This is a genomic window from Amycolatopsis sp. NPDC004772 (genome assembly GCF_053601215.1).
Map to the genome: position 1 here is coordinate 26,445 of NZ_JBSGBK010000081.1, position 12,170 is coordinate 38,614.

At 72.2% G+C, this 12,170-nt stretch carries 14 protein-coding genes; 12 read left to right on the top strand and 2 right to left on the bottom strand.

Features of this window, described 5'->3' with window-relative positions; genetic code table 11:
- Nucleotides 1-2: 2 nt before the first annotated feature.
- The 4 genes from aroB (at nt 3) to ACWEF6_RS34145 (ending at nt 4,094) form a co-directional block, all read left to right on the top strand.
- A complete protein-coding gene (aroB, locus tag ACWEF6_RS34130; protein ID WP_449686701.1) occupies nt 3-1,112 on the top strand; it encodes a 3-dehydroquinate synthase in 1,110 nt (369 codons plus the stop codon).
- Nucleotides 1,109-1,540: a type II 3-dehydroquinate dehydratase gene (gene aroQ, locus ACWEF6_RS34135; RefSeq protein WP_310975007.1), complete on the top strand. Its 432-nt coding sequence runs from the start codon at nt 1,109-1,111 to the stop codon at nt 1,538-1,540. Before aroB ends, aroQ begins: the two co-directional genes overlap by 4 nt.
- On the top strand, nt 1,537-2,445 hold the full coding sequence (locus ACWEF6_RS34140) for a GNAT family N-acetyltransferase (RefSeq protein ID WP_449686702.1): 909 nt from the start codon (nt 1,537-1,539) through the stop codon (nt 2,443-2,445). The genes aroQ and ACWEF6_RS34140 overlap by 4 nt, the downstream gene beginning before the upstream one ends.
- A 179-nt stretch (nt 2,446-2,624) precedes the next feature.
- A complete protein-coding gene (locus ACWEF6_RS34145) occupies nt 2,625-4,094 on the top strand; it encodes a beta-xylosidase (RefSeq protein WP_449686703.1) in 1,470 nt (489 codons plus the stop codon).
- A gap of 2 nt (nt 4,095-4,096) precedes the next feature.
- On the opposite strand, the gene ACWEF6_RS34150 is transcribed toward ACWEF6_RS34145, so the two are convergent.
- On the bottom strand, nt 4,097-4,516 hold the full coding sequence (locus ACWEF6_RS34150) for a B-4DMT family transporter (RefSeq protein ID WP_449686704.1): 420 nt from the start codon (nt 4,514-4,516) through the stop codon (nt 4,097-4,099).
- 68 nt (nt 4,517-4,584) lie between these two features.
- Here ACWEF6_RS34150 and ACWEF6_RS34155 point away from each other — a divergent pair, with 68 nt between their 5' ends.
- Genes ACWEF6_RS34155 through nusB form a run of 3 tightly spaced genes read left to right on the top strand, consistent with a single transcriptional unit; the run spans nt 4,585 to nt 6,737 of the window.
- Entirely contained in the window at nt 4,585-5,673 is a 1,089-nt protein-coding gene (locus tag ACWEF6_RS34155) for a M24 family metallopeptidase (RefSeq protein WP_449686705.1), read from the top strand.
- Nucleotides 5,674-5,718: 45 nt separating this feature from the next.
- Nucleotides 5,719-6,282 carry an elongation factor P gene (gene efp, locus ACWEF6_RS34160; protein ID WP_310975012.1) on the top strand — a complete coding sequence of 188 codons (564 nt, stop codon included), beginning with the start codon at nt 5,719-5,721 and terminating at the stop codon, nt 6,280-6,282.
- Nucleotides 6,282-6,737, top strand: a complete 456-nt coding sequence (nusB, locus tag ACWEF6_RS34165) for a transcription antitermination factor NusB (RefSeq protein WP_449686706.1) — start codon at nt 6,282-6,284, stop codon at nt 6,735-6,737. Before efp ends, nusB begins: the two co-directional genes overlap by 1 nt.
- 107 nt (nt 6,738-6,844) lie before the next feature.
- On the opposite strand, the gene bldD is transcribed toward nusB, so the two are convergent.
- The gene (gene bldD, locus ACWEF6_RS34170) at nt 6,845-7,333 is read right to left on the bottom strand and encodes a transcriptional regulator BldD (protein WP_003096372.1); all 489 of its coding nucleotides are present in this window, start codon (nt 7,331-7,333) and stop codon (nt 6,845-6,847) included.
- A gap of 249 nt (nt 7,334-7,582) precedes the next feature.
- Here bldD and pyrR point away from each other — a divergent pair, with 249 nt between their 5' ends.
- From pyrR to carA, 5 genes are read left to right on the top strand one after another with little or no spacing between them, the layout of a single operon-like run.
- Nucleotides 7,583-8,182, top strand: coding sequence for a bifunctional pyr operon transcriptional regulator/uracil phosphoribosyltransferase PyrR (gene pyrR / locus ACWEF6_RS34175; RefSeq protein ID WP_449686707.1), 600 nt, complete (start codon nt 7,583-7,585; stop codon nt 8,180-8,182).
- Nucleotides 8,179-9,111: an aspartate carbamoyltransferase catalytic subunit gene (locus ACWEF6_RS34180; RefSeq protein WP_176176229.1), complete on the top strand. Its 933-nt coding sequence runs from the start codon at nt 8,179-8,181 to the stop codon at nt 9,109-9,111. The genes pyrR and ACWEF6_RS34180 overlap by 4 nt, the downstream gene beginning before the upstream one ends.
- Nucleotides 9,108-10,394, top strand: coding sequence for a dihydroorotase (locus tag ACWEF6_RS34185; protein WP_449686708.1), 1,287 nt, complete (start codon nt 9,108-9,110; stop codon nt 10,392-10,394). Before ACWEF6_RS34180 ends, ACWEF6_RS34185 begins: the two co-directional genes overlap by 4 nt.
- Nucleotides 10,394-10,888: a PH-like domain-containing protein gene (locus ACWEF6_RS34190; protein ID WP_449686709.1), complete on the top strand. Its 495-nt coding sequence runs from the start codon at nt 10,394-10,396 to the stop codon at nt 10,886-10,888. The genes ACWEF6_RS34185 and ACWEF6_RS34190 overlap by 1 nt, the downstream gene beginning before the upstream one ends.
- Complete coding sequence (gene carA / locus ACWEF6_RS34195; RefSeq protein ID WP_449686710.1) at nt 10,885-12,006, top strand: glutamine-hydrolyzing carbamoyl-phosphate synthase small subunit; 1,122 nt, start codon at nt 10,885-10,887, stop codon at nt 12,004-12,006. Before ACWEF6_RS34190 ends, carA begins: the two co-directional genes overlap by 4 nt.
- Nucleotides 12,007-12,170 lie beyond the last annotated feature (164 nt).

Consider the following 12,170-nt stretch of genomic DNA (forward strand, 5'->3'; position numbering starts at 1 on the left):
CCGTGTCCGATCCGGTGCGGATTACCGTCGCCACCGCCCAGCCCTACGACGTCGTGATCGGGCGCGGCCTGCTCGGCGACCTCACCGAGCACCTGGCCGACGCCTCGAAGATCGCGCTGATCCACCCGCCCACGCTCACCACCACCGCCGAAGCCATCCGCGACGAGCTCAACGCCGCGGGCCTCGACGCCCACCGCGTCGAGATCCCGGACGCCGAGGACGGCAAGGCGCTGACCGTCGCGGGTTTCTGCTGGGAGGTGCTCGGCCGGATCGGGCTGGACCGCCGCGGCGCCGTGGTCGGCCTCGGCGGCGGCGCGGTCACCGACCTCGCCGGGTTCGTCGCGGGCACGTGGATGCGCGGGGTCCGGCTGGTCAACGTGCCGACGACGCTGCTCGGCATGGTCGACGCCTCGGTCGGCGGCAAGACCGGCATCAACACCGACGCCGGCAAGAACCTCGTCGGGGTGTTCCACGAGCCGAGCGCGGTGTTCGTCGACCTCGCCACGCTGGAGACGCTCCCGCCGAACGAGCTCGTCGCCGGGATGGCCGAGGTCGTCAAGGCCGGGTTCATCGCCGACCCGCGGATCCTCGAGCTGATCGAGGCCGACCCGGCTGCCGCACTCGACGCGACCGGGGACGTCCTCGCCGAGCTGGTCCGGCGGTCCATCCAGGTCAAGGCCGACGTCGTCGCCGCCGACCTGCGCGAATCCGACCTGCGGGAGATCCTCAACTACGGCCACACGCTCGGGCACGCCATCGAGCGCCGCGAGCGGTACCGGTGGCGCCACGGCGCCGCGGTCAGCGTCGGCCTGGTGTTCGCCGCCGAGCTGGCGCGGCTGGCCGGGCGCCTCGACGACGCCACGGCCGAGCGCCACGCCTCGGTGCTGAAGCTGCTCGGCCTGCCGACGACGTACGACGCCGACGCGCTGCCGCAGCTGCTGGAAACCATGAAGGGCGACAAGAAGACCCGCTCGGGGGCGCTGCGGTTCGTCGTCCTCGACGCGCTCGCCAAGCCCGGCCGCCTGGAGGGCCCGGACCCGGCGCTGCTCGCGGCCGCGTACTCGGCGATCGCGGCGGAGCCGACCCGCAGCGGCGGGAGCGTGCTGCTGTGAAGGCGTTCGTGCTCAACGGCCCCAACCTCGGCCGGCTCGGCAAGCGCGAGCCGTCGGTCTACGGCTCGACCACGCACGCCGACCTCGCGGCGCTGTGCGTCGAGACCGGCGAGGAGCTGGGGATCGAGGTCGAGGTCCGGCAGACCGACCACGAGGGCGAAATGGTCGGCTGGCTGCACGAAGCGGCCGACGGCGGTCACCCGGTGGTGCTCAACGCCGGCGCGTGGACGCACTACTCGATCGCGGTGCGCGACGCCGCGGCGCAGCTGACCGCCCCGCTGATCGAGCTGCACATCTCGAACGTCCACCGGCGCGAGGCGTTCCGGCACCACAGCGTGTTGTCGGACATCGCGACGGCGGTGATCGCGGGCCTCGGCGTCGACGGCTACCCGCTCGCCCTGCGCTGGCTCGCCACCCGCCCGGGATGACGGTGCTGGCGACGCCGCGGCTGACGCTGCGGCCGCTGACCGAGGCCGACCGCGAAGCCGTGGTGAAGGTGTTCGCCGACCCGGAGATGAGCCGGTACTTCGCCGCGGACTTCTCCGACCCGGCCGTGGCGAGCGCGATGGTGGACCGCCGCCTGGCCTACCGCGGCCCGGCGGGTCAGGGCCACTGGGTGATCGTGCGCGACGCCGAGGTGATCGGCGTCGCGCACCTGCGTCCGTCGTGGGAGCTGCCGGGCGAGGTGCCCGAGCTGGGCTACTACGTCGCGAGCGCGCACGCGGGGCAGGGCCTGGCCACCGAGGCCGCCCGCGCGCTGCTCGACCACGGGCTCGGCACGCTCGGGCTCCCGGCGGTGTGGGCGCTGGTCCACGAGCGGAACGCGGCGAGCCGCAAGGTGGCCGGGCGCCTGGGTTTCCTCGACGTCGGCAGCGGCGTCCACTACGGCGACCTGCACCGCGTGCTGGTGGCGCTGCCGGCGTCGCACGGGCGGCCGCACCACATCGAGCTGTGGGTGCCGGACCTCGCCGAAGCCGAGCGCAGCTGGGGCTGGCTGCTCGGCGAGCTCGGCTGGCGCGAGTTCCAGCGCTGGCCGGCCGGGGTCAGCTGGCGGCTGGGCGGGACGTACCTGGTGGTGGAGGCGTCGCCGGCACTGAGCGCGCCGGAGCACGAGCGCACGCGGCCGGGGCTGAACCACCTGGCGCTGCAGGTGGAGACGCGGCAGCAGGTGGACGACCTGGCGACCCGGGCGACGGACCACGGCTGGCGGCCGCTGTTCGCGGACCGGTACCCGCACGCGGGCGGCCCCGCCCACTACGCGGCGTACCTGGAGAACGAGGCCGGGTTCGAGGTCGAGCTGGTCGCCGCGGAGGGGTCGCTCGCGAGCACGTGACCAGGGCCGGACGCCGCGAACGATTCATCCGGGACGTCCGAGGCCTCGAATGAGTTATTCGCGACCGGCGAAGCGGCGACTCGGAACCGGAGCGCGGTCGCTCGGACGGGTGAAGTCGCTCGCTACACTCCGATGCCGTGCACCCGTTTCGTCGTGGGGGTCGGCGACCCGCTCGTGCCTTGCTCGCCAGTGTTCTGGCCGGGCTCCTGCTCGCGGGTTGCACCGAGGGTTACGCCCAGCCGCAGGCCGCGGGCGAGCAGCCCGCCATCGCGAGTGGGAAGACCGCCCGGCCCACCGACGTCAAACTTCCTTCGGGTGACCCTCGGCAGAGTGGTGGTGTGATTGCCGCCGGGGGGCTCGACGCCGTCTACAACTACGGGCCGTCGGTGATGCTCGACCGGGGGGAGACCCGGATGTGGTGGTGCAGCCAGTACGGCGGCGCCGGCCCGGCCGGGGACGACATCCTCTACGCGCAGGCCCGGTCCTTCGACGGGCCGTTCACCGGACCGGGTGGCGGGATCCCGGCCGCCGTGTTCTCCGGGGCGCCCGGGCAGTTCGACGGCATGCACACCTGCGACCCGTCGGTGCTGCGCGTCGGCTCGACGTACTACCTGTACTACACCGGCGCCGCCGGGGACCACGCGCTCGGCAACTCCATCGGGCTCGCCACCAGCCCCGACGGCATCCACTGGACCCGCGCGGCCGGCGGGGGTCCGATCCTCGGGCCGTCGCACGACGTGCACCGCGAGAACGTCTACGGCGCCGGCCAGCCGTCGGCCGTCTACCTCGACGGCTGGTTCTACCTGATGTTCACCGACACCACCGGCCGCGCCGCGGGCCCGAACGGCGCGGGACAGTTCCTGCTCCGCTCGCGCGACCCGGCGTTCGGGGCGGGGGTGCAGGCGCTGGACGTCGGCGGGTTCGTGCCGGTCGCGTCGACGTCGGCGCCGCGCGCGCGGTCGGTCGTCGACGGGTTCAGCGCGGACCTGATGTGGGTGGGCGCGCTCGCCGCGTTCGTCGTCGCGCACGAGACCGACGGCGGGACGACGCTGACGTTCTGGACCGCGGACTTCACCGAGCACCCGTACCAGCCCGTGGTGGTGCCGGGGCCGTGGCAGGAGGGGCCGGGGCTGGTGCGCCGCGCGGACGGGCACGCGCCGCTGTCGTCGGCCGACCCGTGCGACCGGGTGCCGTTCGACCTCGTGCGCGCGACGGCGATCGGCGGCGCCCGCGCCCCGACCGACCTGCGGCACTTCGGGCTGGACCTGCTCGGCAGCCAGGCGTGCGCGAACCCGGCCCGGGTGGCGTCGACGTTCGACGGCGTGACGGCGCCGTCCCCGGAACGCACGATGGACCTGGTCCGGGCGGGCGCGCGGGTCCGGGTGGACCGCCGCGCGGTGGCGGTCGCGCTGGCGGGCGAGGTCCTCGACCGGGCCCCGCAGGCACTGGCGGCGCTCCCGCAGGCGACGCGGCTGCGTTCGGGAGCGGAGGCGGTGCAGGCCCCGGGCCACGGCTACGCGTTCATCCTGGACGGCCACCGCTGGCCGGCCCCCGACCCCGGCGTGGTGGCCGGCAACGGCTCGACGGCCCGCCCGGTGACCCCGGCCCAGTGGGACGACTACCCGCCCGGTGCTTCCTTGGTGGGCTGAAGTCAGGCCGCGCTGTCCTCGCTCGATCCTGGTGACCGGCCGATCCGCCCGCCGACGAACAGCCCCAGCCCCGCCGGGACCAGCACCAACAGTGCCGAGAACGCCGCTCCGCCCGTCAGCGCCCCACCCAGTTCCGACACCCCCGTCTGGTCGACGAACACCGCTCGCCCGAGCACGTACAGGATGCCCGAGACCACGCCCGCGACCAGCGCCGCGATGAACCACGCCCGGCCGCGGTCGGAAACACCCCGCCAGGCGTCCAGTGCCGCCCACAGGGCCGCCGCGCCGACCAGGACCGCCAGCGTCAGCGACACCGCGAGCGTCTGGTCCGTCGGGTGGTACACGGCGTACTTGGCCAGCAGCGTCAACGCCGTGCCGTGCAGCACCGCCATCACCAGTCCGCGAATCACCCAGGCGCTCATCCTGCGGAGTGTAGGCGGCCTACTGGCGAGTCGCTTCCCCCGGCAAGCCCGCGCACTAGGGTGGACCCGTGCCTGAAACCCATGGACGACGTCGTGCCGCGCTGCGCGGGCTCCTGACCGGGGCCGGTGTCGAGGCGCTGCTGGTCACCGATCTGCTGAACATCCGCTACCTCACCGGGTTCACCGGCTCCAACGCCGCCCTCCTGCTCCACACGGGCGGGGACGACCGGACGCTCTTCTGCACCGACGGCCGCTACACCACCCAGTCCGCCGCCGAGGTGCCCGACCTCGAAACCGTCGTCGACCGCGCCAGTGCCGCCGCCCTGGTCGCCCGCGCCGCGAAGGACACCAAGACCTACGGGCGGCTCGGGTTCGAGAGCCAGCACGTCAGCGTCGAGACCTACGAGGCCCTCAAGCAGCAGGTGCCCCTGGAACGGACCCCCGGCCTCGTCGAGCGGCTGCGCGAGGTCAAGGACGAGGCCGAGATCGAGGCCCTGCGCCAGGCGTGCGCGGCCGCCGACCGGGCGCTGGACGACCTCGTCGCCGCCGGCGGGCTGCGGCCGGGGCGGACCGAGCTGGAAATCGCCCGTGACCTGGAGAACCGGATGCTGGAGCACGGCTCCGAAGCCACCAGCTTCGCCTCCATCATCGCGGCCGGCGCGCACTCGGCCATCCCGCACCACCAGCCCACGCACGCCGAGCTCGTGCGCGGCGACTTCGTCAAGATGGACTTCGGCGCCACCGTCGACGGCTACCACTCCGACATGACCCGCACCTTCGTCCTCGGCGAACCCGCGGACTGGCAGCGGGAGGTCTACGAGCTCGTGCACACCGCCCAGGCGGCCGGGGTCGCCGCCGTCGTGCCGGGCGCCGAGGTGTCCGATGTGGACGCCGCCGCGCGGACGGTGATCGCGGACGCGGGTCACGGCGAGCACTTCGCGCACGGCCTCGGCCACGGCGTCGGCCTGCAGATCCACGAGGCGCCCAGCTTCGCCGCGACGGGCGTCGGTACACTGGCCGCCGGTATGGCGGTCACCGTCGAGCCCGGCGTGTACCTCGCGGGGCGCGGTGGCGTGCGCATCGAGGACACGCTCGTCGTGCGGGCTGGGGAGCCCGAACTCCTCACCCTGAGCACCAAGAACCTCGTGGTCGTCTGACAGCGGCCCCGAACCCGAAGATTCGACACAGGAGACTGCAAGCTCGTGGCCACGACCAACGACCTGAAGAACGGGCTCGTCCTCAACCTCGAGGGCCAGCTGTGGACCGTCACCGCGTTCCAGCACGTCAAGCCGGGCAAGGGCGGCGCCTTCGTGCGCACGACGCTCAAGCACGTGCTCACCGGCAAGGTGGTCGACAAGACGTTCAACGCGGGCACGAAGGTCGAGACGGCCACGGTGGACCGCCGGAACATGACCTACCTCTACAAGGAGGGGCAGGACTTCGTGTTCATGGACGGTGACACCTACGACCAGATCACCGTCCCGGCCGAGGTCGTCGGCGACAACGCCAACTACATGCTCGAGAACACCGAGGTCCAGGTCGCGGTGCACGAGAACGAGCCGCTGTACGTCGAGCTGCCGACGTCGGTCGAGCTGGTCGTCCAGCACACCGACCCGGGCCTGCAGGGCGACCGCTCCACCGGCGGCACCAAGCCGGCCACGCTGGAGACCGGCGCGGAGATCCAGGTCCCGCTGTTCCTGTCCACCGGCGAGAAGATCAAGGTCGACACCCGCGACGGCCGTTACCTGGGCCGCGTCTCCAGCTGATGCCGACGTCGAAACCCCACCCGAACCGCGGCGGCGCGATCAGCCGCCGGCAAGCGCGCCGCCGCGCGGTGGAAATGCTGTACGAGGCCGCGCAGCGCGACACCGACGCGGTGACGCTGCTGGCCGACCGGGTCGGCGCGACGGACGTCGACCCGATCGCGGACTACACGATCAGCCTGGTCGAGGGCGTCACCGGGCGGAAGAGCCAGATCGACGAGCTGCTGGCCGAGCACGCGCAGGGCTGGACCCTGGAGCGGATGCCGAAGGTCGACCTCGCGGTGCTGCGGGTCGGGGTCTACGAGCTGCTCTGGGCCGAGGACGTGCCGGACCCGGTCGCGATCGACGAGGCCGTCGGCCTGGCGAAGGAACTGTCCACGGACGACTCGCCGCGGTTCGTCAACGGCGTCCTGGGCCGGATCGGCACGATCGCCGATCGCCTGCGCGCCGTGCTCTGACGGAAGAAGAGAACACGCCCGGTGCTGCGGGCCCCCCGACGAACCAGTGAGCGTCTCCAGGTGCCCCGCTGGAAACGCTCACTGCGTCGGTGCAGCACATCCGGCGATCAGTCCTCCTTGGAAGGACGCGCCTCCGGCGGCAGGACGCCCCAGTCGATGAGCTGCTCGGTCAGCTCGCCCGGGGTCATGTCGTAGATGATCGCCAGGGACCGGAGGTCCTCGGTGCGGATCGAGAGCACCTTGCCGTTGTAGTCGCCGCGCTGGCTCTGGATCGTCGCCGCGTAGCGGGCCAGCGGGCCCACCTTTTCGGCCGGCAGCTGCTGCAGGCGCTCCAGGTTGATGACGATCTTGGTGGCGGGCTCGGCACCGGAGGGGACCCGGCCCTCGGGCAGCAGCTCGACCACCGGCACACCGTAGAAGTCGGCCAGCTCGGCCAGCTTCTGCACGGTGACGGCGCGGTCGCCACGCTCGTACGAGCCGACGACGACGGCCTTCCAGCGCCCACCGGACTTCTGCTCGACCCCGTGCAGGGACAGGCCCTGCTGCTGGCGGATCCCGCGGAGCTTGGCCCCGAGCGCCTTGGCGTAATCGCCCATCTGGTCGTTCTCCGTTCTTCACCCCCTCCCGGTCGGGGTGACCGGGCCGGGGGACTCGCTGAGTCGAATACTCAGAGTAATGGTTACGCATTGTTGTCACCAGGTCAAGCGCGAGCTTGTCGCGAATCACCTCACACCACCCGGAAGACTGAGCAAAGTGCCTGCTACTGTCGGTGGGAAAGCCCCGACCAGCAGGGGATACAGACGTCCTTTAAGGACCCGTCCGGTGAGGCGGGGAAGGAGTCCGGTTTGTCGTCACGCCCGCGTGACGCGGCTGGTTCGGCCGGGGAGCGCGAGCTCCTGACGGCCGGCGATGTCGCGCGCACGATCGCCCGAATGGCCCATCAGGTCATCGAAAAGACCGCGAACGGTGCGGAGAGCACTACCCCGCCCGTGTTGCTGGGCATCCCGTCCCGGGGCACGCCGCTCGCCGTCCGCCTCGCCGACAAGATCGGCGAGTTCTCCGGGGTCCGCCCGCCCACCGGCGCCCTCGACGTCACCCTCTACCGGGACGACCTCCGCCGCCGCCCGCCGCGCGCGCTCGAGCAGACGCAGCTGCCCGCCGACGGCATCGACGACCGCGTCGTGATCCTGGTCGACGACGTCCTCTTCTCCGGCCGGACCATCCGGGCCGCGCTCGATGCCCTGCGTGATCACGGCCGCCCGCGCGCGGTGCAGCTGGCCGTCCTGGTCGACCGCGGTCACCGGGAGCTGCCGATCCGCGCCGACTACGTGGGCAAGAACGTGCCGACCGCCCGCTCCGAGGGCGTCTCGGTCCTGCTGGCCGAGATCGACGGCCGGGACGCCGTCCTGCTGCGCCCTTCCGATGCTGCTGGAGAGGATTCGTGAAGCACCTGCTCGCCACCGACGGCCTGGACCCGGCGCTCGCCACGGCCGTGCTCGACACCGCCGACGAGCTGAAGCACACGCTGCTCGGCCGCGAGGTCAAGAAGCTGCCGACGCTGCGCGGCCGCACGGTGATCACCCTGTTCTACGAGAACTCGACGCGCACCCGGGTGTCGTTCGAGATCGCCGGCAAGTGGATGAGCGCGGACGTGATCAACGTCTCCGCGTCCAGCTCCTCGGTGAACAAGGGGGAGTCCCTCCGGGACACCGCCCTCACGCTGGCCGCCGCGGGCGCCGACTGCGTGATCGTCCGGCACCCGGCCAGCGGCGCCGCGCAGCGCCTGGCCGGCTGGCTCGCCGAGCCCGGCACGTCGGTGGTCAACGCCGGCGACGGCACCCACGAGCACCCGACGCAGGCCCTGCTCGACGCGGCCACGCTGCGGGAGCGCCTCGGGTCGCTGAAGGACCGCCGGATCGCGATCGTCGGGGACGTCCTGCACAGCCGGGTGGCGCGCTCGAACATCCACCTGCTGTCGGCCCTCGGCGCGGAGGTGGTGCTGGTCGCGCCGCCGACCCTGCTGCCCTACGGCGTCGAGAGCCTGCCGGTCACCGTCTCGCACGACCTGGACGCCGAGCTGCCCGCGGTCGACGCCGTGATGATGCTGCGCGTCCAGGCCGAGCGCATGCACGGAGGTTTCTTCCCGAGCGCGCGGGAGTACTCCATCGCGTACGGCCTGTCGGAACGGCGGCAGAAGCTGTTGCCGGACCACGCGGTCGTGCTGCACCCCGGCCCGATGCTGCGCGGGATGGAGATCGCTTCGGCGGTCGCCGACTCCCCGGCCTCGGCCATCACCGAGCAGGTCCGCAACGGCGTCCACGTGCGCATGGCGGTCCTTTACCACCTCCTGGCCAGCGAAGGAGCCGCCGCGTGAGCACCCTGATCAAGGGCGCCCGGCCCTACGGCGAAGGCGATCCCGTCGACGTCCTGATCGAGGACGGCGTGATCATCGCGATCGGCGCCGTCGACGCCCCGGAAGACGCCGAAGTCATCGAGGCGAACGGCCAGGTCCTGCTGCCCGGCTTCGTCGACCTGCACACCCACCTGCGCGAACCCGGCCGCGAGGACACCGAGACCATCGACACCGGCTCGGCCGCGGCGGCACTCGGCGGCTACACCGCGGTGTTCGCCATGGCCAACACCGACCCGGTCGCCGACAACGCCGTGATCGTCGACCACGTGTGGCGGCGCGGCCAGGAGGTCGGCCTGGTCGACGTCCACCCGGTCGGCGCGGTCACCGTGGGCTTGAAGGGCGAGAAGCTCGCCGAGCTGGGCACGATGGCCAACTCCCAGGCCCGGGTGAAGGTGTTCTCCGACGACGGCCTCTGCGTCGCCGACCCGCTGCTGATGCGCCGCGCGCTGGAGTACTCGACGGCGCTGGACGTCGTCATCGCGCAGCACGCGGAGGAGCCGCGGCTCACCGTCGGCGCCCAGGCCCACGAGGGCGAGCGCGCGGCCCGGCTCGGCTACACCGGCTGGCCGGCCGCGGCGGAAGAGTCCATCGTGGCCCGCGACTGCCTGCTCGCGCTGCACGCGAACGCGCGGCTGCACGTCTGCCACGTCTCGACCGCGGGCACGGCGGACGTCCTGCGCTGGGCGAAGGAGCGCGGCACGAAGGTGTCGGCCGAGGTGACGCCGCACCATCTGCTGCTCACCGACGAGCGTCTGGCCACCTACGACCCGGTGAACAAGGTGAACCCGCCGCTGCGCACCGAGTCCGACGCCGAGAAACTGCGGGCCGCGCTGGCCGAGGGCGTGATCGACTGCGTCGCCACCGACCACGCGCCGCACGCGGTCCAGGACAAGGACACCGAGTGGAGCGCGGCCCGGCCGGGCATGCTCGGGCTGCAGACGGCACTGTCCATCGTGGCCGGAACGATGGTCCGCACCGGCCTGCTCGACTGGCGCGGCGTCGCCCGCGTGATGAGCGAGCGGCCCGCCGAGATCGGCAACCTGGCCGACCAGGGCCGTCCGATCGCGGTGGGCGAGCCGGCGAACCTGGCCCTGGTGGACCCGGACGCCGAGTGGACGGTCCGCGGCGCGGAGCTGGCCAGCATCGCGGCCAACACCCCGTACGAGGGAATGCGGCTGCCCGGCGTGGTGACCGCGACGCTGCTGCGCGGGCGGATCACCGCGCGGGACGGGAAGATCTGCTGATGGAACGCCTCTGGCTGGTGCTGGCGATCGTCGCCTTCTTCCTGCTCTGCCTCTGGGGCATGTACGTGGGCTGGCGGCGCAAGTCGCGCTCGCAGAGCGCCCAGGTGCCCCCGTTCCCGGCCATCCCCGGCGCGGCGGGGGACGTCCTGCTGGAGTCCACCGGCGTCTACCTGTCGACGACGATCGCGGGGGAGTGGCAGAACCGGATCGTCACCCGCGGCGCGGGCCTGCGCACCGGTGCGGTCTGGCGGCTGCACTCCGCGGGGATCGCCGTCGAACGCGGCGGGGCCCCGGACTTCTGGATCCCGCGCGACGCCGTCACCGGCGTCCGGCGCGACACGAAGATCGCCGGGAAGGTGATGGGCACGGACGCGCTGCTCGTCATCACCTGGCGCCTCGGCGACGTCGAGCTCGACACCGGCTTCCGCGGCGACGACCTCGACGACTATCCACAGTGGATCGAACAGCTCAAGATCAAGGGAGGTGCCCAGTGAACGCGCGCGCTCAGGCCGCACTGGTACTCGAAGACGGCCGGGTGTTCCGCGGCGCTGCCTACGGCGCGCAGGGGCGAACCCTCGGCGAGGCGGTGTTCTGCACCGGGATGACCGGGTACCAGGAGACGCTGACCGACCCGTCGTACCACGGGCAGATCGTGGTCCAGACGGCGCCGCAGATCGGCAACACCGGCTGGAACGACGAGGACGACGAGTCCTCGAAGATCTGGGTCAACGGTTATGTGGTGCGCGACCCCGCCCGCACGCCGTCCAACTGGCGTTCCAAGCGCTCGTTGGACGAGGAGTTGGTGCGCCAGGGGATCGTCGGCATCGCCGAGGTCGACACGCGGTCGCTGACCCGGCACCTGCGCGAGGTCGGCGCGATGCGCGCCGGCGTGTTCTCCGGCGACGCCCTCGGCACGGTGGACGACATGGTCGCCTCGGTGCTGGCGAGCCCGAAGATGGAGGGCGCCGACCTGGCCGGCCAGGTTTCGACGCGAGAGCCGTATGTGGTCTCGCCTTCCGGGGACGTTCGCTTCCGGGTCGCGGCGCTGGACCTGGGCATCAAGTCCAACACCCCACGCCAGATGATCAAGCGCGGCATCGAGGTGCACGTCCTGCCCTCGTCCGCTTCGCTGGACGAGCTCCTGGAAATCGAGCCGGACGGGGTGTTCCTGTCGAACGGCCCGGGCGACCCGGCCACCACGGTACACGCCACCGAGCTGACCAAGCAGGTACTGGGCCGCGAGATCCCGCTGTTCGGCATCTGCTTCGGCAACCAGGTCCTCGGCCGAGCACTGGGGCTGGGAACGTACAAGATGCGCTACGGCCACCGGGGCATCAACATCCCGGTGATCGACGTGGCGACCAAGTCGGTGGCGATCACGGCCCAGAACCACGGGTTCGCGCTGGAAGGCGAGCCGGGCCAGCGCTTCGAGTCCCCCTTCGGGGCGGCGCAGATCAGCCACTACTGCCCGAACGACGACACGGTGGAGGGAGTCCGGGCGCTGGACGTCCCGGCGTTCTCGGTCCAGTACCACCCCGAAGCCGCAGCCGGCCCGCACGACGCGGCCCCGCTGTTCGACGAATTCGTTTCGCTCATGGAGAAGCGGTCGTGACCCTCACGACCGGCATCGAGCGGCTCCGGATCCGGAGCAAAGGCGCCGAGGGGCCCGTCGAGATCGAACTTGGGGCAAATGCACCCAATGTGGCGTTGGGGGGGGGGGGAACCCCCCCACCAGAGAACGAAAAAGGGGGGGGGGGGGAAAAGGGGTTTTTATAT

Excerpts from the sequence above, each read along its gene's own strand:
- nusB (WP_449686706.1), top strand. The coding sequence starts at position 6,282 with ATGCCGACGTCGAAACCCCACCCGAACCGCGGCGGCGCGATCAGCCGC.
- ACWEF6_RS34140 (WP_449686702.1), top strand. The coding sequence starts at position 1,537 with ATGACGGTGCTGGCGACGCCGCGGCTGACGCTGCGGCCGCTGACCGAG.
- bldD (WP_003096372.1), bottom strand. The coding sequence starts at position 7,333 with ATGGGCGATTACGCCAAGGCGCTCGGGGCCAAGCTCCGCGGGATCCGC.
- ACWEF6_RS34150 (WP_449686704.1), bottom strand. The coding sequence starts at position 4,516 with ATGAGCGCCTGGGTGATTCGCGGACTGGTGATGGCGGTGCTGCACGGC.
- ACWEF6_RS34190 (WP_449686709.1), top strand. The coding sequence starts at position 10,394 with ATGGAACGCCTCTGGCTGGTGCTGGCGATCGTCGCCTTCTTCCTGCTC.